Below are 23,715 nucleotides of genomic sequence, written 5' to 3' on the forward strand. Positions count from 1 at the left end.
CCACATCTGTGCTATCGGGCGGAGCGGATCTCGATCTAGACTGCCACGCCGCGCTTGCGCGGACCTTGCGCGCATGGGGCGGCTTCGCCGGGTGTCTCCGCCGGCTGCTTCGCCGGGGACTTCGCCGATTGCTTCGCCGGTTACTTCGCCAGGTACGAGGAGGCTTGACAGGCTTGACGGGTTCGACGGGCTTGGCGGGTGCGGAGGGATGCCTGGAGTTCCGGATTCTCGGGCCCCTGGAGTTCCGGCGCGAGGGCTCTCCCGTGCCGCTGACCGCGCCGAAGCAGCGGGGGCTGCTGGCCGTTCTGCTGATCAGGGCGGGGCGGCCCTTGCCGGCGGAGAGACTGGTCGACGAGCTGTGGGGAGCGGAGCCTCCGCGCAGCGCGGACGGCACACTGCACTCCCTGCTCTCCCGGCTGCGCGGCAAGGGCCTGACCGGGCTGGTCAGGGAGCCGGGCGGCTACCGGCTGGAGCCGGCCGGCGCGACGCTCGACGCCCGCGTCTTCGAGCGGCACGCCGTACGGGCGCGTGAGCTCGCCGGGGAAGGACGGCTCGAACGCGCGGCGGGACTGTTCCGTGAGGCCCTGGGGCTGTGGCGGGCGGAGGCCCTCGCCGACGTGCCGGACTCGCCGATCGTGACGGCCGAGCGGGCGCGGCTCGACGGGCTGCGGCCAGCGGTCGTCGAGGAGTACGCCGACGTGCTCGCCGGGCTCGGCCGGCACGCCCAGGCGGCCGGGGAACTGCGAGGGATGCTGGCCGAGCACCCGCTGCGCGAGTCCCTGTGGGAACGGCTGATCCTGGCGCTGGACCGGTCGGGACAGCCGCGGGAGGCACTGGCCGCCTACGAGGAGGCGCGCCGCGTGCTCGCCGAGGAGCTGCGGCTGGACCCGGGGCCGGAGCTGCGCCTGCTCCAGGAGACGATCCTCCGGCGCCGCTCCAGGGCCGCCGCCGGCGGCTCCGGGGACGGCGGCTCCCGGGACGGCGGTGACGGGGAGGCCGGGGTGGAGGCGGGCGGGGCGCCCCAGGGGCTGCCGCCCGATCTGGCGTACTTCACCGGCCACCGCGCCGCCCTGCGCGAGCTGACCGCGTTCGCCGAGGGCGGGAACGAGACGGCGCCCGCCGAGGGCGAGGACCCGCTGCCGGCCCTCGGCAGCCGCTCACCGGCCGACCACGGACGCCCGCCAGCCGACCACGGACGCTCATCGGCCGACCTCGGGCGCTCGCCAGCCGACCTCGGGCGCTCGTCGGCCGGGCGCGAGACCGTGGTCGTGGTCAGCGGCATGCCCGGCGTGGGCAAGTCCGCGCTCGCCGTCCACTGGGCGCACCGGATGGCCGGGCGTTTCCCCGGCGGGCGGCTCTTCATCGACCTGCGCGGGCACCGGCCGCGGGAGGCCGTCACGCCACGGGAGGCGCTGGACCGATTCGTGCGCGCCCTCGGCATGCCGCCGGAGCGCGTCCCGGCCGGGGAGGACGAGCTCGCCGCCGCCTACCGGTCCCTGCTCGCCGACCGGCGCGTGCTCGTCGTGCTCGACAACGCCCGCGACCCCGCACAGGTGGAGCCGCTCCTGCCGGGCACCGGCGGCAGCCTGGCACTGGTCACCAGCCGCGGCCGGCTCTCCGGGCTGGCCCTTCGCCACGCGGTCACGACCGTCGAGCTGGACGTCCTGACCGAGCCGCAGGCCGTGGCGCTGCTGGCCGCGGTCGTCGGCCCCCGCGCCGCCGACGAGCCGGAGGCCGTGGCCGAGCTGGCCCGTCAGTGCGGGCGGCTGCCGCTGGCTCTGCGGATCGCCGGCGCCCATCTGGCCGGCCATCCCCACCGGCCGATCCGCACCTACCTGGCCGACCTCGCCGAGCGGGGACGGCTCGCCGCGTTGCGCCTCGGCGACGCCCCGGCCGCCGCCGTCATGGCCGCGTTCGACCTGTCGCACGAGGCGCTGGCCGAGCCCGACCGGGTCGCGTTCCGCCGCCTCGGGCTGGTCCCCGGCGGCGACTTCACCGCCCCGGCCGCGGCCGCGATGCTCGGCGTCTCCGCCGCCGAGGCCCGTGCCCGGCTGGACGCGTTGCGCGCCGCGAGCCTGCTCCAGTGCCGTCGCGGCCGGCTGAGCGAGGAGCGTTACCGCTTCCACGACCTCCTCCGCGACTACGCCCGTCACCGGGCCGAGACCGAGGACGCCCCGCACACGCGGCAGGAGGCGCTGAGGAGGCTGCTGGAGTGGTACGTCACGCTCCGCGACCCGCTCGCGCTCGACGACGAGCACGAGAACGTGCTCGCCGCCACTCGCCATGCCGCGGAGCAGGGCCTCGACGCCGCCTGGCGGCTGCCCGCCGCGCTCGCCGAGCCGCTGCGGCTGCGCCACCGCCTGATCGACGCCGCCGAGCTGCACGCCCTGGCCGCCACCGCCGCGGGGCGGGCGGGAAGGAGCCGCGAGGAGGCCGCCGCCCGCGGCGACCTCGGCACCGTGTTCGAGCACCTGGGCCGCTACCCGGAGGCCCTGGCCGAGCACCGCGGGGCGCTCGAGATCCACCGGCGGCTCGGGGACGCGCATGGTGCCGGCGTCGCGCTGCGCAGCATCGGCGCCGTCTCGTGGCTGCTCGGCCGGTACGACGCCGCGCTGGCCGAGCTGGACGAGGCCTGGCGGCTCCTGGAGAGGTCGGGCGACGACGACGCCGTGGGCCGGACGCTCAACCTCACCGGCATCGTGCTGCGGCACCTCGGCCGCCTGGAGGAGGCCGTCACCTGCTACGAGCGGGCGCTGGCGGTCCACCGTGGCACCGGTGACGTCCACGGCCAGGCGAACACCCTCAACAACCTGGGCGTCGTACGCAACGCCCAGGGCCGGCCCGCCCAGGCGCTGGAGTTGTTCCGAGAGGCGCTGCACCTGCGCCGGGCGGCGGGCAGCCGCAAGGGCGAGGCCCGCGCGCTCAACAACATCGGCCTGGCCGAGGTCGCCCTGGGGCGGCACGCCGCGGCGCTCGGGCACCTGCGGCAGGCGCTGGCCCTGCACCGCGCGACGGGCGACCGCAGGGGCGAGGGGCAGGTGGCCAACGACCTCGCGGGCCTCTACCACCGGCTCGGCCGGGAGGAGGAGGCGCTGGCGCACTACGCCGAGGCTCTGCGCATCCGGGACGGCATCGGGGACCGCAAAGGGCTGGCGGAGACCCACCAGGAGCTGGCCGAGGCCCATGCGGCCCGGGGCGACGCCGAGGCCGCCCGGCACCATCTGGTGACGGCCGAGCGGCTCTTCGACGAGCTGGGCGTGACCGGCTGACCGCATCCTCGCGGTCAGCCGCCGACCGGCTCGACGCACGACCGCGTCCTGACCGTCAGGCGCCGACCGGCTCGATGAGACCGGCCGACAGGAGGCCCGCCAGGCCGGCGCCGAGCCCGGCGTCCGCGTCCGGCCCCGCCGCCTCGCGGTAGCGGGCGCGCAGCGAGGTCAGGTCCCCGCCGTCGCACAGGGCGTACAGCAGCCAGGCGTGGCCGTTGAGCCACTGGAACCGCGGCGTTCCGGGAGAGACGGCCACGAGCTGTCCTTGCTCGGGGATCGGGCACACGTGAACCGGCCGCGCCTGGCGGTAGCCGCGCGCCTCCAGCTCCACCTCCGGCCGCACGTCCGGCCGCGGCCGGGCAGGACGAGAGGGGGCGGACTCGGGCAGGTGGCCCGGCGCGAGGGGAGACACGGCTTCCACCAGCCAGTCGACGAAGCGCCTGCCGTTGTCCGTCAGCCCTTCGCCGTACGCCAGCATGGCCTGCCCGGCGAGATAGGCGACCCGTTCGAGGTTGGTGGTGTGCGTGCCCTCCGCCGCGGCCGGGCTGCCGGGCGTGGCCAGGTCGGCGAACGCGGTCGCCGGCGGCGTGCCGTACCGTGACCGGACGGCGGGACTCGCCGCCGCGGCCGCCGCCTGGAACAGCAGCAGGTGGGCGTACACGTGCAGGGCGAACAGGACCCGCGTCAGCGTCCACGGTCTCACCCGCCACGGGATGGGGACCATCTGGTCGGCGTCCGCGACCATGGACCCGGTGCGGAGCACGTCGAACAGCTTCAGGTGCAGCCCCTCGTGGAACAGCGTCTCGGCCGCCGTCCACGGGTCGTCCAGCCGTTCGGGGGCCAGGAACAGCGCCGAGGGCAGCGGGTCGCCGCCGGAGATCGAGTTGAGCGCGCCGTCGGCCAGCTCGTCGCGGACGAACCCGGTCAGCGAGACGTGCGGCAGGACCCCGGCGCCCGTGCGGGGCAGCAGCTCGCCGAGGAGCGCCGCGGCGCGGGTCAGGGCCGACAGCAGGCCGGCGTCGGGGCGGACCCGGCCGCCGGAGCCCTCCTGCGACAGCGTCCCGGCCAGCAGCTCCTCCAGCCGGGCGCTCAGCTCGCGCTCCGGCCCGGAGGACGGGTGGAGGTCCGTCCACACCCACGAGACGGCCCCCGGCCAGGGGCGCACCCTCGGCTCGGACAGGCGCTCGCACGGGCCCACCCCGTCGAGCGTGTCGGCGACGCCGCTCTCCAGGAACCCGGCGAGGGCCCCGCTCTGACCGGCCCGCCGCTCCAGGGCCGTCAGGTCGTTCTCGAACGCGTTGCGCAGCACCGGGTCGTACATCAGGGGGCGCAGCTCGGCGTCCCCGGCCTGCGCCAGCCGCTCCAGCCTGCCGGCGGCGCTCGGATGGTGCCGGGCGAGCACGCCGAGACCGAGGCGGTGACGGGCGAGGTTGCGGGTCTCGATGGCGGCGGCGTCGCCGAACCGGGGGTCGGAGCCGAGCGCCAGGTCGATGCGGGATATCAGGTCGTCGTTCGGTACGGCGTCCACGGGCGTCACCTTGATCTCACCAGGGGGTCTCATGGGAGGACCTCGCCGGACGGCCGGCGGCGGAGGGCCCGCCGCCGGCCGCCCGGCCCCGCGTTACTCGGCGCGGGGGGACGCGAAGGGCGGGTACCAGGCGCGCTCGTGCTGCGCGTCGGTCGTGACGGCCGGCGCCGCGTTCGCGGCCAGCGTGAACTGCGGTACTTCCACGGTCTGAGTCGGCATGCTGTTGACTCCGTTCTCCTTGATCGCTTGGCGTACTCGAATGTACGGAGCGCCGGTGTGGAGCCGGTGTGGCGGCGATCTCGCCGCAGAAGGAGCGCGGAGCGGAGGGTCGGAGGAGCGGGGTTCAGGCGGGCACGGCTCAGGCGGGCACGGCTCAGGTGGGCACGGCTCAGGCGAGCTGGACGACGGCGCGCGCCTTGGACAGCACCCTGGCGTCGCCCGAGCGGGCCGTCAGGCCGACGACCACTCGCCGGTCCTCCAGCTTCTCCTCCACCACGCCACTGACCGTGATCGTGGCGCCCTCGTCGTCGTCGGGCACGACCACCATCGAGGAGAACCGCACCCCGTAGTCCACCACCGCCGCCGGATCCCCGGCCCAGTCGGTGACGAAGCGGCCGGCCTGCGCCATCGTGTACATGCCGTGCGCGATGACGTCGGGCAGCCCGACCACCTTGGCGAAGCGCTCGTTCCAGTGGATCGGGTTGTAGTCGCCCGACGCGCCCGCGTACATGACCAGGTTCACCCGCCGGACCGGGTAGTCGGCGGCCGGGATCTGCAGGCCCACCTCGACCTCGTCGTACTTCACCGTCGCGGTCATCAGGCCGCACCTCCGCGCTCGACGATCGTGTTGTACGTGGTGCAGACCGGCTCGCCGGCCACGGTGGTGACCTCGCTGCGGATGGTCATCAGCTCGTTGCGGCCGGCGCTGCGGATGTCGGTGATCGTGGAGCTGGTGACCAGCTCGTCGCCCGCGTAGATGGGACGGATGTACTCGAACCGCTGCTCGCCGTGGACGACCATCGCGATGTTCAGGCCGAGCTCGGGGTCCACCAGCGCCTCGCTGCCGCCCTGGAGGCTGAACACGATGGGGAACGTCGGCGGTGCGACGACGTCGGGATGACCGGCCGCCCGCGCGGCCTCCTTGTCCCGGTAGATGGGGTTGCCGTCGCCGATCGCGGCCGCGAACTCCCTGATCTTCACCCGGCTGACCTCGTACGGGGCGCTGGACGCGTACGTGCGCCCGACGAAGTCACGGTTCAAGGCCATCTGTGCTCCTTCGCATCGGCTCCCCCGCATGGGCTGCGCCGTCGAGCCAGACGCTAACAGAACAAGGTTCGGCTGTCGCCGCCGCTTTTCCGGGATTTTGCCGAGGGGATCAGGCCACCGAGCCGAGCGACACCGGTGGGCAAACACGACAAACCGGCGCCTCGATCCGGGGCGCCGGTTGTGTGGTGCGTGTGGCCAGGCAGTGCTGCCGGGCGAGCCGCGCTCGGAAGAGCTAGCGGGTCTCGCGGTGCGCGCGGTGGCAGCGGCAGTTGGGGCAGTACTTCTTCAGCTCAAGCCGATCCGGGTCGTTGCGCCGGTTCTTCCGCGTGATGTAGTTGCGGTGCTTGCACTCCTGGCAGGCCAGCGTGATCTTCGGCCTAACGTCGGTGGCAGCCACGTGGGAGTGCCTTTCTACGTTCGGGACTAGGACATGCCCAAGCCCAGGTCGGCGACCTGGGGAGGGGCAGTAGCGGAGGCCGGACTTGAACCGGCGACACAACGATTATGAGCCGTTTGCTCTGCCTGACTGAGCTACTCCGCCTTAGAGCCGGATGAAACGACCCGGCCCGTAGAGGATACCCGACCCGTGAAGCACATACGTACTTCGCCTGATCGGGTGAGTGCTCCCAGTATGCCTCAGGAACACCACTCTGACGAAATCAACGTCAAGGGCCCGTTCCCGCATTCCGGGGAGGGGCCGATCGCTCCGAGCGGGGCTGAAGGGGGGCGGGCTCCCTGGCCGCGCGGAGTGCGCGCCAGCGTAGCAGCGAGCCCCCGGCCGCGCGACCCGTTCCCGCCTCCCTCCCTCCCACCTCCGGGGATCGGTGGTCGGTGCGCAGAGGACGGGAACCGGCGCAACGAGAAACGCCCGACTCCGCGTTTCTGCGGGTCGGGCGTACTGACTGCTCGTGCTGCGAGCCCCCAAACGGAATCGAACCGTTGACCTTCTCCTTACCATGGAGACGCTCTGCCGACTGAGCTATAGGGGCCTGTCCGGCGCTGCGGACAGGTGTAACCATACACGGCCCTCAGCGATGATGCGAACTCGTCGAGGCCGCGCCGGTCGCGCTAGCCGACCGCCTCGAAGCCCTGCCGTGGCCGCAGGCTGACGACCTCGCAGAGATCGGCCAGGTCGACGAACGCGGCGACCTCGGCGACCGAGAAGCAGTCGGCGACGACCTGCCCCTGACGGCACACCCGCAGCACCTCCCGCCCGTCGCGCAGCCCCGGAACGATCTCATAGCCGTCGAGCCCGACCCATCGCCTGTCCATAGCGGCACAGATTAGCCCTCGGGTCTCTCATTTTTCGCCAGGCGACTCTCGTTACACCCATACCAAGCAGGTCGGAACGGCGTCAGAGCCGGTAGAAGCCGGCGAAGTCCTTGAGCCGGGTGATGGGGTCCACGCGGACGAACGCCCCCGTCTCGGGCGCATTGATCATCTTTCCGTCGCCCAGATAGATCCCGACATGGTGGGTGTCGAGGCCCTTCCGCGTGGCCCTGCCGAAGAAGACGAGGTCTCCGGGCACGGCCGAACCGACCCGGCGCATCCTGCGCACCTGGTCGTTGGTGGTGCCCGGCCCCAGCACGTCCTCACCGTGCGCCTGCGCGTACACCCATCGGGCGAACCCCGAGCAGTCCAGCCCGCGCGTGCGCTCCGCCGGGCACGGCAGGATGCTCCCCCGGTAACCCGCGCACGTGCCCTTCGACGGCCCCGGCTCGGCGCCGTGGCCGCCGCCCCACGAGTAGGCGATGTGCTGCCCCTCGACCCGGAGCGCGATCCGCACGATCTCGGGCTGCACGTACGGCATGAGCGGCACGGACGCGGTCGCGGTCAGCAGGAGGAGCGCCATCACGAGCGCGAGCCGCCGCCTCACGGACACCCAGCGCTCCCTCCGGTCAAAAGGGTCTTCTCTGGACAGATACTGCCTTATCAGCTCACGAGGCGCTCAGCGTGAGCCGTACCGACCCGACCTCGAACCGCAGTCCGACGGCGCCCTTGGCCGACCGGGGCCTGGTGGTGAAGGTGAACGTGGCCTTCTGCCCCCGCCGTAGCTCGGCGATCTCGCAGCGCACCGCCGTGCCGCTGAACGAGCAGCCGGGCGCCGCCACCACCCGCTGCCCGCCGTACGCGCGGCCGGAGACCTTGATGCTCGTCACCGGGTGCGGCCCCGTGTTGGACACCGTGACCGTGTAGTGCTTCCTGTCCCTGGCCGCTCCCGCGACCGTGATCTCGGCCGGCGGGTTGGCCAGGTCGTCCAGCTCGTCCTGGGTGCCGTTGAAGGAGTCCTGCCCGCCCGGCAGCGTCCCCTTCTCGGCCGACTGCCAGAACGTGTGCCGCTTCCACCCCTTGGGCAGCTCGCCCGGGTCGGCCCCCCAGCGCGCCAGCCACAGCGGGTTGGCCTTGAACGCGGCGGAGTCGCCCGTGCAGGTCCGCCACCAGCTCACGGTCGTGTAGATGATCGCCCGGCGGCCGGTCTCCCGCAGGTACCTCGCCGTGAACCCCTTGATCCAGCTCACCATGTCGGCGGGCGACAGGCCGTAGCAGGCGTCCTTGCCGTTGCGGTCCTTGTACGGGTTGTCCTCCAGGTCCAGCACGCCGGGCAGCGTCCACCCGTCGGACCTCCAGGCACCGCCGTTGAGCAGGAAGAAGGCCGCCTGCGTCGCGCCGTCGGACTCGTGCGGCTGGGCGAAGTGGTACGCGCCGCGGGCCAGACCGGCCGCCGCGGCGCCGTCGTACTGCGCGTCGAAGCGCGGGTTGCGGTAGTCGACGCCCTCGGTGGCCTGGACGAAGGCGAACTTCCCGCCGCCGGAGACGACGGTGCTCCAGTCGACCTCGCCGGTCCAGTTGCTCACGTCCACCCCGGCGATCGCGCCGTCCGCCGCCGCGGCGGCGCCGCCGGACGCGCTCAGGGCGCCGGCCATCACGGCCGCGAGCGCGGCCCCCAACAGACGATTCACGCCGGCGATCATCGTGGAGCCCGTACGGGCCCGCAAGGCGATTCAGTTCACCATTATCAAAGCGCTTTCCCCAAAAAATGTCCTTATTTCCAGAAGTCGCAGCTCAATGACCGAAAAGACGCCCTTTCGAGTACTTGTCCACGACGTCATATCCGCAGGTCAGCGCCGTACATGAACGTCTGTTTCACGTTTGCGGAAAGGGACATGCGGCCGCAAGATGTCCTGGATTCCCTAGACCGACCCCGCCCGGGGTCTCCCCGCCATGCTCAGAGGAGCCACAGCATGATCCATACCCGGGGGCTGACCCGAGACTTCACGGTGAAGAAGGAGACCGTGCACGCCGTACGCGGCATCGACCTCGACGTGGAGGCCGGCCGGCTGGTCGCCTTCCTCGGCCCGAACGGCGCCGGCAAGTCCACGACGCTGCGCATGCTCACCACCCTGCTGCCCCCGACCTCCGGCACCGCCGTCGTCGCCGGCCACGACGTCGTCCGCGACCCCGGCCGGGTGCGCGCCCACATCGGGTACGTCGGCCAGAAGAGCAGCGCCGGCGAGAACTTCCAGGTCCGCGACGAGCTGGTCAGCCAGGGCCGCTTCTACGGCATGACCACCGCGACGGCGGCCGGGCGCGCCGACGAGCTGCTGGACCTGCTCGGCCTGCGCGCCCTGGCCCGCCGCCGGCCGGGCACGCTGTCCGGCGGCCAGCGTCGCCGCCTCGACATCGCCCTGGGGCTCGTCCACCGGCCCTCCCTGCTCTTCCTGGACGAGCCGTCCACCGGTCTCGACCCCAAGAGCCGCGCCGACATCTGGGAGCACATCCTGCGGGTGCGCGAGGCGTACGGCATGACCCTGTTCCTGACGACGCACTACCTGGAGGAGGCCGACACCATGGCCGAGCGGGTGGTGATCGTGGACGGCGGCCGGATCATCGCCGACGGCACGGCCGAGCGGCTGAAGAACGACCTCGCCGGCGACCACATCACGATCACCACCCGGACGGAGGCCGAGGCGGCGACGGCCGCGGTCGTCGCCCGCACGATCGCCGCACCCGGGACCTCCGGTGACGATGTCACCGTGGACGGCACGACCGTGCGCCTGCGCGTCCCCGTGGCTCCCGCCGCCCTGCCCGTCCACCTGCGCGCGCTGGAGGAGGCGGGGGTCAAGCCCGTCGCCGCCGAGACCGGCCGCCCCACCCTCGACGACGTGTTCCTCACTCTCACCGGGAGAAGCCTCACCGATGAAGACCTTCCTGCGTGACACCGCCACCGTCTTCGGCCGCGAGATCACCCCGGCGCTCCGGCAGCCGGCCGGGCTCCTGCTGGAGATGGGCCAGCCGCTGCTGTTCCTGTTCCTGTACGGGGCGCTGCTGGACGGGGCGGTCGGGTCGTCCTGGCAGTGGTTCGTGCCGGGCATCCTTGTGATGATGTGCCTGACCGGGCCGTTGGCCTCCGGCTACACGATGCTGGTGGAGCTGATCGGCGGCTCGCTGGAGCGCCTCCTGATCACCCCGCTCAACCGCACCGCCATGCTGGTCGGCAGGACGATGAAGGTCACCGTGGTCCTGCTCTGCCAGGCCCTGCTCATCGTCGTCCTGGCGCTCCCGCTCGGGTTCCGGCTCCACCCCGCGGGGGCGCTGGCCGGGATCGCGATGCTGCTGCTGTTCGCCACGGGGCTGGGCTCGCTGTCGTTCATGCTGGCCATCAGGTCGGCGCCCGACGGCACCCTGTTCTTCCTGGTCACCCAGGCGTTGTTGTTCCCGCTGATGCTCCTGTCCGGGGTGTTCCTGCCCATGAGCGGAGGGCCGTCCTGGCTGCGGGCGGTGGGCGAGGTCAACCCCGTCACGCACGTCGTGGACGCGCAGCGCGCCCTCTTCTCCGGTGACCTCACCCACCCCTCGGTCCTGTACGGCACGGCCGCCGCGGCGCTGGTCGCCGTCCTCGGCCTCGTCGCCGGCAACCGGGCCCTGCGCAAGGGCGTCTGAGCCCCGGGGCGGCCGGCGTCACGGGCAACGACAATCACTCCTCTCATGCCCGTTTCATGGGAAATGTCGCGCAGCGTGACGTAGGGAGGATCGGCGCCCCCGGGGTGGCCCACCGATGGAGAATGAGCCAATGACCCGTGTCCTCTCGACCATCACCGTGCCGTGGATCCCCGCGCCCCACCGCCTGGAGGTCGCGCTGACCCGGAGCCTGCCGCCGGTGGAGCAGACCACCTCCGCCTTCGCGTTCGTCCTCGACGGCGCGGGCCGCACGCTGCTGACCTGCGTCGGCCGCGAAGGGCGCGGCTGGGACATCCCGGGCGGCCACCTGGACCCGGGCGAGCGGGCCGCCGAGGCCGCCTCCCGCGAACTGGCCGAGGAGACGGGCCTGGCGCTGCCGCCGGAGCGGCTGTCGGTGTTCGCCTGGCAGCGCATCGAGCTGACCGGCCCGCCTCCGGCCGGCTACCGCTACGCGCCGTTGACGTACATGGTGATGTTCGAGGCCCGGCTCGCCGAGCCGGGGCCGCCCACCGCGCCGCCCCCGGAGTCGGAGAGCACGGGGGCGGAGTGGCTGGCGCCCGAGGAGGTCGAACGGCGCTGCGCCGGCCAGGTGTGGCTCACCGCCCACCGCGCCCTCCTCGGTTGACACGGAAAAGGGTGCCGGCCGGTGAACCGGCCAGCACCCTTCGCGTCGTCCTCAGCCGCTATTGGCAGTGCTCGAAACCGCTTTCGTAGGTGTACGAGCCCGCCTTGCCTCCCCACTTGACGCACTTGTCGGCCGCCGCCGCGACGACCGGCCCCGCGTAGTACGAGAAGTTGCCGCTGTCGGTGACCCGGGTCCTGCCCTGCACCTCCAGGAAGGCGCTGGTGGCCGTGGCCTGGCCGAGAGAGGACGTCTTGAGCGTGGCCACGCAGTTGTTGCCGCTGGTGGAGTTGTAGAGCAGGTAGACGTTGCCCGCGGTCCCGAGGGGCGCGGAGTCGATCACCTTGTAGCCGGTGCCGCAGACCGACTCGGGCGTGTGCGGGTTCGTGGCCCCGCCGCTGTTGGTGACGTACCGCATGTACGTCGTCCAGTTCCAGTTCGGACCCGGGTCGGTGTGGTCGGCGGTGGGGACCTCGCTGTGCCCGATGATGTGGGCACGGTCCTTCGGGATGCCGTAGCGGTCGGCGATGCTGCGCGTCAGCGCGGCCGAGGAGCGGTACATCGCGTCGGTGAACCAGGACGCGTTGTCCACGTAGCCCTCGTGCTCGATGCCGACCGACCGGCGGTTGTAGTCACCGGCGTGGAAGGCCCGGTCCTTCTCCCTGACCATCTGCGTGATGGCGCCGTCGGAGGAGCGGACGACGTAGTGCGCGGAGGTCGGCTTCTCCCGGGGACCGGTCTGGAACCACGAGATCGTCCCGCTGTACGAGCCCTGCGTCACGTGGATGACGATCCGGTCGATCACGTCGCTGTTGGGACGATCGGAGACGGCGTAGTTGGTGCTGTGGGCGGGGACCCACGTGGCCCCGGGGTAGTCCACCGCGGCCGCGGCCAGCGTGGAGCTCTGCTCGCCCAGCTTCTGGACCTTGGCGTACGTGCCCCGGTCGGGCTCCACGCCGCGCGCCGCCACCTTCACGGTCTCGCCGGCGGGCGTGGTGGCGCTGACGCCGTCGCCCATGATCTCGTACACGGTGTCCGCGTACAGCCGGGCGACCTCGGGCGAGGCGGAGTTGCCGTACTTGGCCACCGCGGAGTACCACTTCGCGGGGTCCTTGCGCGCGGCGACGTCCAGCCCCAGCTCGTCGGCGTAGGCGCGCAGCACGGCGGCGCCGCCCGTGATGTTGGCCGCGATGTCGGACTTGAGGGCGGACACGGACTGCTTGGTCAGCGTGGCGGCCCGCTCCAGCGAGTGCACCTTGGGGTTGCTGACCAGGTGCATCACGCCGTAGCCGCCGGAGGCGCTGGGCTTGCCGTCGTGCCCGTCGAGGTGGGTCTCGGCGTACGCGACGGACACCAGCAGATCGCGCGGCACCTCGTACGCGGAGGAGGCCCGCGCGAAGGCGTCGGCGACGGGGTCGGCGCTCGCGGCGCCGGCCGGTTGCCCCGTGAGAAGCGAGAGGGGGATGATCGCGCCCGCTAACAGCGCGGCTGGACGGCGGAGTCGAGCCTTCAACGTGTGTCTCCTCAACGTAACGTCGGGGACCCGCACGGACGCCGAGGACGTACCTCGGCGGGCGCCGTGTTCACCGAGCCCCCGAAACGCTCCTGCTAGCGGACAAGCGTGATGGGAGCGCGCACAAAAAACGTCCAGAAACCGCACGGCCGTACAGAAGGGCATGCTTCAGGCGCGCCCGCGAGGCCCCTGCGGACACCCTCGGAAGAAAAATGTCAGCCCTCTCCCATAGCGTTGACCTCGGCCTTGCCCCCCGGCCGCAGCGGCGGCGGACGCCCGGGAGGAGCCGGAACACATTACGCCATCACGCACGGAAGGCACGATCTTGAGCACAGTCACCTCGCAGGACGGCACGGTCATCGACTACGACCGCTACGGTGACGGGCCCGCCGTCGTCTTCATCGGCGGGGCCACCCAGTATCGCGGCATCGACCCGAGCACCGGTCAGGTCGCGCGGCGGCTCGGCGCCGAGGGCTTCACGGCGATCGACTACGACCGGCGGGGACGCGGCCGATCCGGCGACACCGCACCGTGGGCACTGGAGCGAGAGGTCGAGGACGTCGCCGCGCTGATCAAGGCAGCCGGGGGCACCGCGACCCTCTACAGCAGCTCCTCGGGCGCGACCGTGGCCCTGGCCGCCGCGACCGCCGGCGTCGGGGTCACCGCGCTGGCGCTCTACGAGCCGCCGCTGTTCGCCGGCGCCGACCATGCCGAGCACCTCGACACGCTGCGCTCCTTGCTGGCCACCGGCAAGAACGACGAGGCGATGCGCTACAACCTGACTGCGGTGATCGGCGTGCCGGCCGAGGCCGTCGACGGGATGGCCCAGTCACCCGGATGGGCGGACATGGTCGCCGTCGCCCCGACGCTCGCCTACGACCTCGCGGCCGTCCACGACGTCAACGTCGACCCGGACTGGGCCGGGCGCTGGTCCTCGATCACCGTGCCCACGATCGTGTACTCGGGCGACCAGACCTTCCCCGGCATGCCGGAGGCCGCCGACGCGGTGGCGGCGGCCCTGCCCCACGCCACCCGCCGCATCCTCCCCGGCCAGGGCCACGGCCCCACCCCGGACGCCATCGTCCCGGTCCTCCTGGACTTCCTCCGCTGATCGGCCCATGCGGCTGATCGGCCTCGCTATCCTTCGGCAATGCCTGGTTCGGCGGAGCGTGCGTTGTTGTTCCTCGACGTGGACGGACCACTGATCCCGTTCGGGATGCCACCACCGCACGCCGGGCGCCGATCGCGCCTGGGTGTCCGCGTACCATCCCGGACCGGCCCTGCTCCGGCGCGTCGACCCGTGCCATGGCCTCACGGACGGCGACTACACCGTCATCTCGGACTGGCTGGCACACCTCTAACGGGTCCGGCCGGTCCCTGGCGGCCGGTCGGCGGGTGAACCAGGGGCGATCAAGCCGGTCTCGTAGGCGAGCACGACCGCCTGAACCCTGTCCCTCAGGCCGAGCTTGGACAGGATGCGCGCGACATGAGTCTTCACCGTCGTCGCGCTGAGGCTCAGCCGGTCGGCGAGCTCGGCGTTGCTCAGCCCGGTGGCGAGCAGGCGCAACACCTCCAGCTCCCGGGGTGTCAGCTCCGACAGATCCCGGTGTACGGCTGCTCTGACCTCGTCGCGGCGGGCGAACCGCTCGACCAGGCGGCGGGTGATCGTCGGCGCGAGCAGGGCGTCCCCCGCGCGCACCAGACGCACCGCGGCCACCAGATGCTCGGGCGTGACGTCCTTGAGCAGGAATCCGCTGGCCCCCGCAGTGAGCGCGGCGTAGACGTAGTGATCGAGGTCGTACGTGGTCAAAATGAGGACGCGGGTGCCGTCCGCGCCTTCCGCCATGATCTCCCGGGTGGCTTCGAGGCCGTCCATCTGCGGCATCCGGATGTCCATGAGTACGACGTCAGGCCGAGTACGCCGGACGGCGGCGACGGCCTCCGCTCCGTTCGCCGCCTCGGCCGTCACCTCGATGCCGTCGGCGGCCAGGATCATCCCGAACCCGCTGCGTACCAGCGCCTGGTCGTCGGCGATGACCACGCGCACAGGCCTGTTCACCTGGTGGTCCACGGAACCCACGCCTTGAGCCGGTAGCCGCCGCCTTGCGGCCCGGCCTCCAGGGTGCCGCCGTAGAGGGTGAGCCGCTCCCGCAGCCCGATCAGGCCCCGGCCCTGGCCGTCTCCGGCACGCGTCGTCCGCCTGCCGCCGGTGTCGGTGACCTCGATCTCCAGCCAGTCGCCGCGGTGGCCGATCGTGACGGACGCCGCCGCACCGGCCGCGTGCTTGATGGTGTTGGTCAGCGCTTCCTGGACGACGCGGTAGACGGCCAGCTCCACCCCGGGCGGCAGCGGGCCGTGCGGCGGAGAGATCTTGACGCTGACCGGCACTCCGGCTGCGCGAACCCGTTCGATCAACGAGTCGAGCTGGTCGAGTCCTGGTTGCGGTTCGAGCCCGTCGGCGCGGCTGTCCGCCCGCTCGCTCTCCGGACCGGCGAGCAGGCCCATGACGTGGCGCAGCTCGGCCATGGCGGCTCGGCCGCCGGCTTCGACCGCCAGCATGGCCTGCTTCGACTGGGCCGGGGCCGTGTCCATGACCTTGCGTGCCGCTCCTGCCTGGATCACCATCACGTTCACATTGTGGGTGACGACATCGTGCAGTTCGCCGGCGATCCGGGAGCGCTCTTCCTGGAGGGCCTTGCGCATGGCCTCCTCCTGGTCGCGCTGCAGCTCGGCGAACCGGCGGCGGCCGGCGTCGAGCTGCCGCCGCCAGGACCGGACGAGACTGGCGGCGACGCCGGCGCTCAACAGCAGCACGAACGGTCCCAACCAGCTTGGCAGCGGCGGGACGGAGTCCCGGAAGGCGGCGCCTGCCAGCACGGTGGCGAGGACGAGTCCCCCGATGGCCGGCGCCCGGTGAGGGCTGTGGGCCACGGCTCCGTAGGCGGCGATGGCGAACGTCAGCACGGTGATCCATGTCGCGTCGTCGCGGGTGGCCAACGCCGCGGCCAGCACCGCCCAGAAGGTGATCAGTGGGTACAGCCGTCGGACGGCCAGCGGCAGAGCCGTCAGAACGACGAGGAGCGGAAGCGGACCCGGATCCTCCTGGTCGCCGGCGGGGACGACGGGACGTTCCAGGCGGTCAGGCGGGGCCCCGCTGCTTCGTGGCGGTGGAGAGGGCCGCAGTTGCAAGGGCTCCAGCAGGGCGGGCGGCTTCCCGTCGACGCGATGGGCACCGTCTGCGACGCCCGCCGTCGCGGCCACCGCGACAACGGTCAGGACGATCGCGAGCAGCAGGTCGGCGAGGAGCGACCGGCGCGAGGGCCGGGCGGGTTCCCGCACAGGGCGGAGCACGTCCAGCCCGAGCCGCCACCATTCACGTCGTTCTATCGCTGTCACGGATGCATTGTCCCGACCGTACGGCACGTCCCGCGTCAGCCCCAGGGATCGGGTCCGGCCTCCGCCAGAAGTACATCGCAAGGATGACACGGCGAGGGCTCCTCCCTGGGAGGGGGCTGATATCGGCATGACAGCCGACGCGGACGGATCTCGCCGGCCCCTAGCGTCGTTCCCGCCACCGGCCGCCCGCGGATGCCCCGGCGAGGCGGCCCCTATGAGGAAGGACAGTTCATGGGTCATCTGTTGAAGAGGGGTCGCGCCGTCGCGGCGCTGGTCGCCGTGGTGGCCGCCGCCTCCTGCGCCTCCGCGCCCGCTTCGGCCGCGTCCGGCGTTGCCTCGCGCAAGGCGTCGCCCGGCTTGACCGCGGCAGTCACCGCTACACCGCACCTCCCCGAACCGACCGGGTCCCAGCGGGTCGGCACCACGTCCCTCCACCTCAAGGACACCTCCCGCGCCGATCCCTGGGTCTCCAGCGTGAAGGCGAGGGAACTCATGGTTTCCCTGTGGTACCCGACGAGAGCCCGCAGCGGGAAGCGGGCCCCGTACATGACGGCGAAGGAGTCGGAGCTCATCCTGAAAGGCGGCGAGATCACCGGCGTGCCGTACGACGCGCTGAGCAGAACGCGGACCACCGCCTTCAGCGACGCCGAACCGGCCGGACGCGAACACAGCCTGCCCCTGGTGGTGCTCTCCCCGGGCTTCACCGAACCCCGCAGCTCGCTCACCGCCCTGGCCGAGGAGCTGGCGAGCAGGGGCTATGTGGTGGCCGGCGTCGAGCACACGTACGAGAGCCTGGCCACGGCCTTCCCTGACGGCCGGGTCACCACGTGCGTCGCCTGTGAAGGGGTCAAGGGCGCGGAGTTCTGGAACAAGGTGGGCCGGAACCGAGCGGCCGACGTGTCGTTCGTGCTCGACGAACTGACCGGCGCGCACCCCGCGTGGAAGGGCGCCTCGCTGATCGCCCCCTCCCGGATCGCGATGGCCGGGCACTCGGCAGGAGGCGCGAGCGCCATCACCGCCATGCTGAAGGACTCCCGCGTACGTGCCGGGATCAACATGGACGGCACCACCTTCGCCCCGCTCCCGGACAGGGGACTGTCGCGGCCGTTCCTCTTCCTGGGCTCGCAGGCGATGCACAGCCCCGGAGGCAAGGACGCCACGTGGGAACGTGACTGGGTGCGGCTGACGGGCTGGAAGCGCTGGCTGGTGGTGGCAGGGGCTGAGCACGCCTCCTTCACCGACACCGCCCTGCTGGTGGAGCAACTCGGCATCTACCGCAATCCCGGCCTGTCCGGAGAGCGCGCCGCCGAGATCACCCGCAGCCACGTTCGAGCCTTCTTCGACCTGCACCTGCGCCACAGGCCCCAGCCCCTGCTGGACAAGCCGTCAACCCGCTACCCGGAGGTCAAAGTGTGTGACGTCGAGCGGAAGACCTGCGCTTAGGCTGAGCCGGGTCGATGTGGTGCCTGACCAGCAGGCATGGACGCCTGACGAACAGGGAAGGCCGCGTCCCTCGCGGGCGATGCGGGGACGCGGCCTTCCGGGCCTGGGACCGGTCAGGCGGTGGTGGTCGCGGGCTCCGGCTTGGCGGCCTGCTCGGGAAGGTCGAGGCTGTCGCGCAGCTTGGCCGGCTTGAGGAAGGCCGCGGCGATCAGGCCGACCACGGTGATCCCGGCCGAGATCAGGAAGATGTGGCCGGTGGCGTCGCCGTAGGCGGACCGGACGATCACCCTGATCGGCTCGGGCAGCGCGGCGATGTTGAGGCTGCCGCCCGCCGCGCCGCCGCCGGTGGGGATGCCCGCCTTGGCCAGGCCCTCGGCGATGTTGGCGGCGACCCGGTTGGCCAGGACGGCGCCGAGCACCGAGACTCCCACGGTGCCGCCGAGCGAGCGGAAGAACGTGATCGCACCGCTGGCGGCGCCGATCTCGCGTAGCGGGACGGTGTTCTGGATGACCAGGACGAGGTTCTGCATGGACATGCCGACGCCGATGCCGACGGCGAGCATGTACGCGGCGACCAGCACCAGCGCGGTCTCGTGGTCGATCGTGGCCAGCCCGCCGAAGCCCAGGAGCAGGACGACCAGGCCGACGAGGATGAACGGCTTGGTCTGGCCGGTCCGGGAGACCATCCTGCCGCTGATGGTGGAGGAGAACAGCACGCCCGCCATCATCGGGATGGTGAGCAGGCCGGCGGCGGTGGGGCCGTAGCCGCGGCCGATCTGGAAGTACTGGCCGAGGAAGACCGCACCGCCGAACATGGCCATGCCGACGGCGAGGCTGGCCAGGATGGCCAGGGCGGGCGTGCGCCTGCTGATGACGTGCAGCGGGACGACCGGCTCCTTGACCTTGGACTCGATCCAGGTGGCCAGCGCGAGCACCAGCACGCCGCCGCCGGCCATGGCCGCGGTCTGCCAGGACAGCCAGTCGAAGTCGTTGCCGACGAAGGTGACCCAGATGAGCAGGACACTGACGCCGACGGCGATGAGGGTGGCGCCCCAGTAGTCGATGCTCACGCTCGCGCGGCGCTGGGTCGGGAGGTTCAGGGTCTTGGCCAGCAGCGCCAGCGCGGCGATGGCGAACGGGACGGCGATGAAGAAGCACCAGCGCCAGCCGAGCCAGGACGTGTCGGCGATGAGGCCGCCGAGAAGCGGGCCGCCGACGGTGGCCACGGCCATGACGGCGCCGAGGTAGCCGTTGTAGCGGCCGCGCTCCTTCGGGCTGATCATGGCGGCGATGACGACCTGGACGAGGATCTGCAGGGCGCCCATACCGAGGCCCTGGATCGCGCGGAAGGCGATGAGCTGCCCGGTGTTCTGGGCGAAGCCGCAGGCCAGCGAGCTGACCATGAAGATCACGATGGAGATCTGGAGCAGCAGCTTCTTGTTGAACAGGTCGGCGAGCTTGCCCCAGATGGGAGTCGAGGCGGTCGAGGCCAGCAGCGAGGCGGTGACGACCCACGTGTACTGGGACTGGCTGCCGTCCAGCGCGCCGATGATCTGCGGGAGCGCCACCGAGACGATGGTTCCGCTGATCATCGCGACGAACAGGACGAGCAACAGGCCACTGAGGGCTTCGAGGATCTGGCGGTGGGTCATCGGCTCCGCCGCGGTTGGCGCTGCCGGCTGTGCGCTCACGCGCAGCCTCCGATCTGAGGACTGGAAGGTGACTCCGACACCATACATGCACATACGGCAACTTTGCGCACTGAGCAATTATTCCCGTTGGGTAAGCTGGTCCGCATCATGGACAGCACAGCAGGGTTGCGCGAGCGCAAGAAGGCCGAGACCCGGCAGGCGGTGCACGAGGCCGCGCTGCGGCTCACCGTCGAGCACGGCCTGGACAATGTCACGGTCGAAGCCATCGCCGACGCCGCGAACATCTCCCGGCGGACGTTCTCCAACTACTTCGACGGCAAGGAAGACGCCCTGCTGTACGGCGACGAACAGCGCCTGGGCACCCTGGTGCGGCGGGTGCACGAGCAGCCCGCGGACCGGTCCGCCTGGCAGGCGCTGCGCGGCGCGCTGGAGAGCCTGTACGACGAGGTCGGCAACACCGACCGTGAGCTGCACCTGCGCACCCGGCTGGCCATGCGCCACCCTTCCCTCCTGGCCAGGCAACTGGCGAACAGGGTCCGGCTGGAGAGCGAGCTGAGTCAGGCGGTGGCCGGCCGGGAGCAGCAGAGCGACGTCAGCCCGGAGATGCTCACCGCCGCGTTCCTGGCCGCGCTGCGCGTCGCCACGCAGTGGTGGTGCGCCGAGCAGGAGACGCGCTCGCTGCGCGAGCTCACGGAGGAAGCGCTCGCGCAGATCGCCCAGCCGTTCGGCCGACGTCCCGCCTGACCCCCATGATCACAGCGCGGCTGACGGTCAGGCCTCGTCGGTCACCTGGATGGCGGCGGCGGGGCAGACGGCGGCGGCCTCGCGGACCTGGGTGTGCTGGTCAGCGCCGGGCTCGGACTCCAGCAGGATGACGATGCCGTCGTCGTCGCGCTGGTCGAACACCTCCGGCGCGATCAGCACGCACTGGCCGGCGCCGCAGCACTTGGCCTCGTCCACAGTCACTTTCATCTGGGATTCCTCCTTCTCGATCCAGGTCACCAGCGGACCGGGACGGTACGCAGGCCGCCGACGGCCAGCCCCTCCACCCGCTCCAGCTCCTCGACGGGCACGGCCAGCTCCAGCGACGGGAGCTTGCGCAGCAGCACCTCCAGGACGACCTGCAGCTCGGTGCGGGCCAGCGCCTGGCCGAGGCAGGAGTGCGCGCCCGCGCCGAACGACAGGTGCGGGTTGGGGCTGCGGGTCAGGTCCATCTGATCGGCGGCCTCGAAGGCGTTCTCGTCGCGGTTGGCCGCGGCCATGCTGCAGATCACGGTGGTGCCCTTGGGCAGGACCGTGCCGCTGACCTCGGTCTCCTCCTTGAGGTACCGCGGCAGGCCGAAGCCGGAGTTGGCGTCCATGCGCAGGCTCTCCTCCACCGTGGTGCGGACCAGCGACGGGTCGGCCAGCAGCGCCTCCCACCGGCTGCGGTCGGCCAGCAGCATGGAGATCATCTTGCTGATCATGTTGGCGGTGGTCTCGTGCCCGGCGACCAGCAGGGCCATGCCGGTGACCAGGATCTGGATGTCGGACAGGCCGCCGTCCTCCGGGCCGCCGGCCGCGATCAGCTCGCTCAGCAGGTCCTCGCCCGGCTCGGCGCGCTTGGCGGCCAGATGGTCGGACATGTACTGGAAGAACTCGGCCTGGGCGGCCTCGATCTCGGCCTTCTCGTATCGGGTGAGGTTGAGCAGCGTGTCCGACCAGTACGAGAACCGGTCCCGATCGCCGGCGGGAACGCCCAGCATGTCGCAGATGACGTACACCGGCAGCGGGAAGCCCAGGGACGCCTTGAGGTCGCCGGGGGCGCCGCGCTCGACCATGTCGTCGATGAGGCTCTCGGCGATCTGGATCATCGCGGGGCGCAGGGCGTTCATGCGCTTGGCGGTGAACCACTTGCCGACCAGGCGCCGCCAGTGCTGGTGCTCCTCCCCGCCGTCGGGGATGATCGTCGCCATCTCGCTGTTGAACAGCCCGCCGTCGTCGGTGGCCGACAGCCGGGCGGCGTCGGGCGCGTTCAGCAGGCGGCTGAAGCGCGGATCGGCGAGCACCTGCTTGACGTCCTCGTAGCGGGTCAGCAGCGTCGCCTGGTCACCGCTGGGCAGCTTCACGTGCGCCACGGGACACGTGCCGCGCAGCTCGGCCCATTCCGCGGGCGGCTCCAGCGCCGCGTCCGCGGGGATCGGATAGCTCAGGACCTGCTCATTGACACTCATTCGGCGTCTCCTCGTGAACGAACGTGAAGGGGAAGGGTCTCGCCATCGGGCAGGCGCGTTGGCCTACAACTGCAAGATAACTTACACCTGTAGGCGTTCGGTATGCTGGCAGGCGTGGCCGGCACCAGAGCGAGCAGCACCCCGACGGGTGACCGGCGCGTGCGCCGTACCCGATCAGCCCTGGCGCGCGCGCTGATCGAGCTGGTCGAGGAGCAGGACCTCTCCCGGATCAGCGTCTCCGACGTCGCGGAAGGCGCCGGGGTGAGCCGCTCCGCCTTCTACGCCCACTACCGGGACGTGCACGAGCTGGCCGAGGACGCCTGCACCGCGATGATCGACGGCTTGATCGAGTCCCTGCCCGCTCCCGCCTTCGACTCGGCGGACCTGGCGCAGGAGGCGACCCGGTCGCTGGCGGCGTTCTTCGCCAGCCTCTCCGCGCACGCGGGGCTCTACCGCGCGCTGCTGGGGTCGCAGGGCAGCGCGCGCGTCGTCGAGCACACGCGCCGCCGGATCGCCGGCGTCATCCATGAGCACCTGGTCCAGACCGGCGCCGGCGATCCGCTGCGGCACATTCCGCATGACGTCACGGCCTCGTTCACCGCCGGCGCCCTCATCGGCGTGGCGATCGACTGGCTCCAGGCCGGATGTTCCCGGACTCCGACCGAGATCGCCGAGATGACCTGGCCCCTGTTGCAGGGGTACTACCGCATCGACACGCGCGAGGAGGACAGCGGGCGATGAGGCGCGTCAGGTCGAGGCGCGGTGAATGACGTACGGGGACAGCGAAGCGGGAGTCAGGCGCGGCCTGCCGCCCGACAGGCTCGCCACGACCGCCTCGGCCAGGGAACGGCCCACCTTCTCCAGGTCGAAGGCGACCGTGCTGAGCGGGGGGTCGGCCGCCTGGGCGAGGGGGATGTCGTCGGCGCCCATGACCGCCAGATCGCCCGGCGCGGTGAGCCCGGCCCGTCTCATGCCCGCCAGCAGGGCGATCGCGACCTCGTCGTTGTAGGCGCACACGGCCGTCACCGACTCGCGCCGCCACCGCCGCGCGGCACGGGCCATGGCGGCGGTGTCCAGCCTGGTGTCGAGGGCCAGCGGAGGCTCGGCACCGGCTTGCGCGCAGGCGTCGGCGACACCCAGCAGACGGTCGTCGGCGATCTTACGGAGCAGTTGGTGCTCCGGCATGGCGTAGCCGAGGCGCCGATGCCCCAGGGCGATGAGGTGCTCCGCCTGGAGGCGGCCCGTGCCCCGCATGGTGGGGTGGGCCTCCACCTCGGTGGTGAACACGACGTCCGCACCCGCCCGGCGCAGAGCCTGCGCGGTGTCGTCGTCGAGCGGCTCGATGCTGGCGACCACCGAGGCGTCGATGGCGGCGCAGACATCGGGCAGCGACCGACCGGGCGCTCCGGCCAGGTGGGTGACCAGGGTCAGCCCGGCGTGCGCCAGCGAGGTGGCGAAGTGCTCGACGAAGCGGGTGATCCCGGGGCCGATCGACAGATGCGGGATGGACAGCAGGACGACGTCGCTGCGCCCCGCGGCCAGACTGCGGGCCGAGCCGCGCGGACGGTAGTCCAGCTGCCTGACCGCCTCCAGGACCCGGCGCCTGGTGTCCTCGGGGATCGACTGCCCCGGCGTGTCGTTGAGCACGTAGCTCACGGTCGCGGCGGAGACGCCGGCCGCTCGGGCGACATCAGCGCTGGTGGTCCGCTTGGCTGCGGGGCTCATGTCGGCTCATCGTAGAAGATCGGCGGCACCTGGGCGACAGGGGGCTCCGTTGCGTAGTTGTTACGGGGCGATGTCTTGCGATCGGACGGAGGCGCAAGGGTAGGTTACTGATGCGCTTAAGTGCTGAGC

Annotated in this window: 23 protein-coding genes and 2 tRNA genes; 8 read left to right on the forward strand and 17 right to left on the reverse strand. The window is 71.9% G+C overall.

The window, feature by feature from the left end; translation table 11 throughout:
• The first annotated feature begins 173 nt into the window (after positions 1-173).
• Positions 174-3,269, forward strand: coding sequence for a tetratricopeptide repeat protein (locus AB0H64_RS07825; protein WP_357621319.1), 3,096 nt, complete (start codon positions 174-176; stop codon positions 3,267-3,269).
• A gap of 55 nt (positions 3,270-3,324) precedes the next feature.
• Here AB0H64_RS07825 and AB0H64_RS07830 read toward each other — a convergent pair whose 3' ends face one another.
• The 10 genes from AB0H64_RS07830 to AB0H64_RS07875 all read right to left on the reverse strand — a co-directional run bounded on the left by AB0H64_RS07830 (position 3,325) and on the right by AB0H64_RS07875 (position 9,023).
• Entirely contained in the window at positions 3,325-4,830 is a 1,506-nt protein-coding gene (locus AB0H64_RS07830) for an HEXXH motif-containing putative peptide modification protein (RefSeq protein ID WP_357621322.1), read from the reverse strand.
• A 60-nt stretch (positions 4,831-4,890) separates the two neighbouring features.
• A complete protein-coding gene (locus tag AB0H64_RS07835) occupies positions 4,891-5,016 on the reverse strand; it encodes a hypothetical protein (protein ID WP_357621325.1) in 126 nt (41 codons plus the stop codon).
• A 169-nt stretch (positions 5,017-5,185) separates the two neighbouring features.
• The gene (locus tag AB0H64_RS07840; protein WP_357621328.1) at positions 5,186-5,614 is read right to left on the reverse strand and encodes a MaoC family dehydratase; all 429 of its coding nucleotides are present in this window, start codon (positions 5,612-5,614) and stop codon (positions 5,186-5,188) included.
• The gene (locus tag AB0H64_RS07845; protein WP_357621331.1) at positions 5,614-6,063 is read right to left on the reverse strand and encodes a MaoC family dehydratase N-terminal domain-containing protein; all 450 of its coding nucleotides are present in this window, start codon (positions 6,061-6,063) and stop codon (positions 5,614-5,616) included. Before AB0H64_RS07845 ends, AB0H64_RS07840 begins: the two co-directional genes overlap by 1 nt.
• A gap of 232 nt (positions 6,064-6,295) precedes the next feature.
• A complete protein-coding gene (gene rpmG / locus AB0H64_RS07850) occupies positions 6,296-6,460 on the reverse strand; it encodes a 50S ribosomal protein L33 (RefSeq protein WP_019632658.1) in 165 nt (54 codons plus the stop codon).
• Positions 6,461-6,530: 70 nt separating this feature from the next.
• Positions 6,531-6,604, reverse strand: a tRNA-Met gene (locus tag AB0H64_RS07855).
• Between the two features lie 375 nt (positions 6,605-6,979).
• Positions 6,980-7,052 (reverse strand) — tRNA-Thr (locus AB0H64_RS07860).
• Between the two features lie 79 nt (positions 7,053-7,131).
• Positions 7,132-7,335, reverse strand: a complete 204-nt coding sequence (locus AB0H64_RS07865; protein WP_357621334.1) for a transposase — start codon at positions 7,333-7,335, stop codon at positions 7,132-7,134.
• Between the two features lie 82 nt (positions 7,336-7,417).
• A complete protein-coding gene (locus AB0H64_RS07870) occupies positions 7,418-7,945 on the reverse strand; it encodes an NlpC/P60 family protein (RefSeq protein ID WP_357621337.1) in 528 nt (175 codons plus the stop codon).
• Between the two features lie 55 nt (positions 7,946-8,000).
• Positions 8,001-9,023, reverse strand: a complete 1,023-nt coding sequence (locus AB0H64_RS07875) for a GH25 family lysozyme (RefSeq protein ID WP_357621340.1) — start codon at positions 9,021-9,023, stop codon at positions 8,001-8,003.
• A gap of 282 nt (positions 9,024-9,305) precedes the next feature.
• On the opposite strand from AB0H64_RS07875, the gene AB0H64_RS07880 reads away from it, so the two are divergent.
• The 3 genes from AB0H64_RS07880 to AB0H64_RS07890 all read left to right on the forward strand — a co-directional run bounded on the left by AB0H64_RS07880 (position 9,306) and on the right by AB0H64_RS07890 (position 11,647).
• Positions 9,306-10,280 (forward strand): ATP-binding cassette domain-containing protein, encoded by a 975-nt coding sequence (locus tag AB0H64_RS07880; RefSeq protein ID WP_357621343.1) that lies wholly within the window; start codon positions 9,306-9,308, stop codon positions 10,278-10,280.
• Positions 10,261-11,004 (forward strand): ABC transporter permease, encoded by a 744-nt coding sequence (locus AB0H64_RS07885; protein ID WP_357621346.1) that lies wholly within the window; start codon positions 10,261-10,263, stop codon positions 11,002-11,004. Before AB0H64_RS07880 ends, AB0H64_RS07885 begins: the two co-directional genes overlap by 20 nt.
• Positions 11,005-11,134: 130 nt before the next feature.
• Entirely contained in the window at positions 11,135-11,647 is a 513-nt protein-coding gene (locus tag AB0H64_RS07890) for an NUDIX hydrolase (RefSeq protein WP_357621349.1), read from the forward strand.
• 58 nt (positions 11,648-11,705) lie between these two features.
• On the opposite strand, the gene AB0H64_RS07895 is transcribed toward AB0H64_RS07890, so the two are convergent.
• Positions 11,706-13,157, reverse strand: a complete 1,452-nt coding sequence (locus tag AB0H64_RS07895) for an N-acetylmuramoyl-L-alanine amidase (protein ID WP_357621351.1) — start codon at positions 13,155-13,157, stop codon at positions 11,706-11,708.
• Positions 13,158-13,482: 325 nt separating this feature from the next.
• On the opposite strand from AB0H64_RS07895, the gene AB0H64_RS07900 reads away from it, so the two are divergent.
• Positions 13,483-14,268, forward strand: a complete 786-nt coding sequence (locus tag AB0H64_RS07900) for an alpha/beta hydrolase (RefSeq protein ID WP_357621354.1) — start codon at positions 13,483-13,485, stop codon at positions 14,266-14,268.
• Between the two features lie 246 nt (positions 14,269-14,514).
• Here the strand turns inward: AB0H64_RS07900 and AB0H64_RS07905 are convergent, their stop codons facing one another.
• Together AB0H64_RS07905 and AB0H64_RS07910 are read right to left on the reverse strand one after the other, a co-directional pair.
• The gene (locus AB0H64_RS07905) at positions 14,515-15,216 is read right to left on the reverse strand and encodes a response regulator transcription factor (RefSeq protein ID WP_357621357.1); all 702 of its coding nucleotides are present in this window, start codon (positions 15,214-15,216) and stop codon (positions 14,515-14,517) included.
• Positions 15,213-16,553 (reverse strand): histidine kinase, encoded by a 1,341-nt coding sequence (locus tag AB0H64_RS07910; protein ID WP_357621359.1) that lies wholly within the window; start codon positions 16,551-16,553, stop codon positions 15,213-15,215. The genes AB0H64_RS07905 and AB0H64_RS07910 overlap by 4 nt, the downstream gene beginning before the upstream one ends.
• Before the next feature lie 231 nt (positions 16,554-16,784).
• Between AB0H64_RS07910 and AB0H64_RS07915 the strand changes: the two genes are divergently transcribed.
• Positions 16,785-17,996, forward strand: a complete 1,212-nt coding sequence (locus AB0H64_RS07915; RefSeq protein WP_357621362.1) for an alpha/beta hydrolase — start codon at positions 16,785-16,787, stop codon at positions 17,994-17,996.
• Between the two features lie 113 nt (positions 17,997-18,109).
• Here the strand turns inward: AB0H64_RS07915 and AB0H64_RS07920 are convergent, their stop codons facing one another.
• Positions 18,110-19,648 (reverse strand): MFS transporter, encoded by a 1,539-nt coding sequence (locus AB0H64_RS07920; RefSeq protein WP_357621365.1) that lies wholly within the window; start codon positions 19,646-19,648, stop codon positions 18,110-18,112.
• Between the two features lie 147 nt (positions 19,649-19,795).
• Here AB0H64_RS07920 and AB0H64_RS07925 point away from each other — a divergent pair, with 147 nt between their 5' ends.
• A complete protein-coding gene (locus AB0H64_RS07925) occupies positions 19,796-20,392 on the forward strand; it encodes a TetR/AcrR family transcriptional regulator (RefSeq protein WP_357621368.1) in 597 nt (198 codons plus the stop codon).
• 27 nt (positions 20,393-20,419) lie between these two features.
• Here AB0H64_RS07925 and AB0H64_RS07930 read toward each other — a convergent pair whose 3' ends face one another.
• On the reverse strand, positions 20,420-20,620 hold the full coding sequence (locus AB0H64_RS07930; RefSeq protein ID WP_357621371.1) for a ferredoxin: 201 nt from the start codon (positions 20,618-20,620) through the stop codon (positions 20,420-20,422).
• Between the two features lie 26 nt (positions 20,621-20,646).
• Positions 20,647-21,861 carry a cytochrome P450 gene (locus AB0H64_RS07935; RefSeq protein WP_357621374.1) on the reverse strand — a complete coding sequence of 405 codons (1,215 nt, stop codon included), beginning with the start codon at positions 21,859-21,861 and terminating at the stop codon, positions 20,647-20,649.
• 114 nt (positions 21,862-21,975) lie between these two features.
• Between AB0H64_RS07935 and AB0H64_RS07940 the strand changes: the two genes are divergently transcribed.
• Entirely contained in the window at positions 21,976-22,602 is a 627-nt protein-coding gene (locus AB0H64_RS07940; protein WP_357621377.1) for a TetR/AcrR family transcriptional regulator C-terminal domain-containing protein, read from the forward strand.
• A gap of 6 nt (positions 22,603-22,608) precedes the next feature.
• Here the strand turns inward: AB0H64_RS07940 and AB0H64_RS07945 are convergent, their stop codons facing one another.
• Positions 22,609-23,586 carry a LacI family DNA-binding transcriptional regulator gene (locus tag AB0H64_RS07945; protein WP_357621379.1) on the reverse strand — a complete coding sequence of 326 codons (978 nt, stop codon included), beginning with the start codon at positions 23,584-23,586 and terminating at the stop codon, positions 22,609-22,611.
• Positions 23,587-23,715: the final 129 nt, after the last annotated feature.

This window comes from Nonomuraea sp. NPDC050733 (assembly GCF_040654215.1).
In the GTDB taxonomy this organism is placed as follows: Bacteria; Actinomycetota; Actinomycetes; order Streptosporangiales; family Streptosporangiaceae; genus Nonomuraea.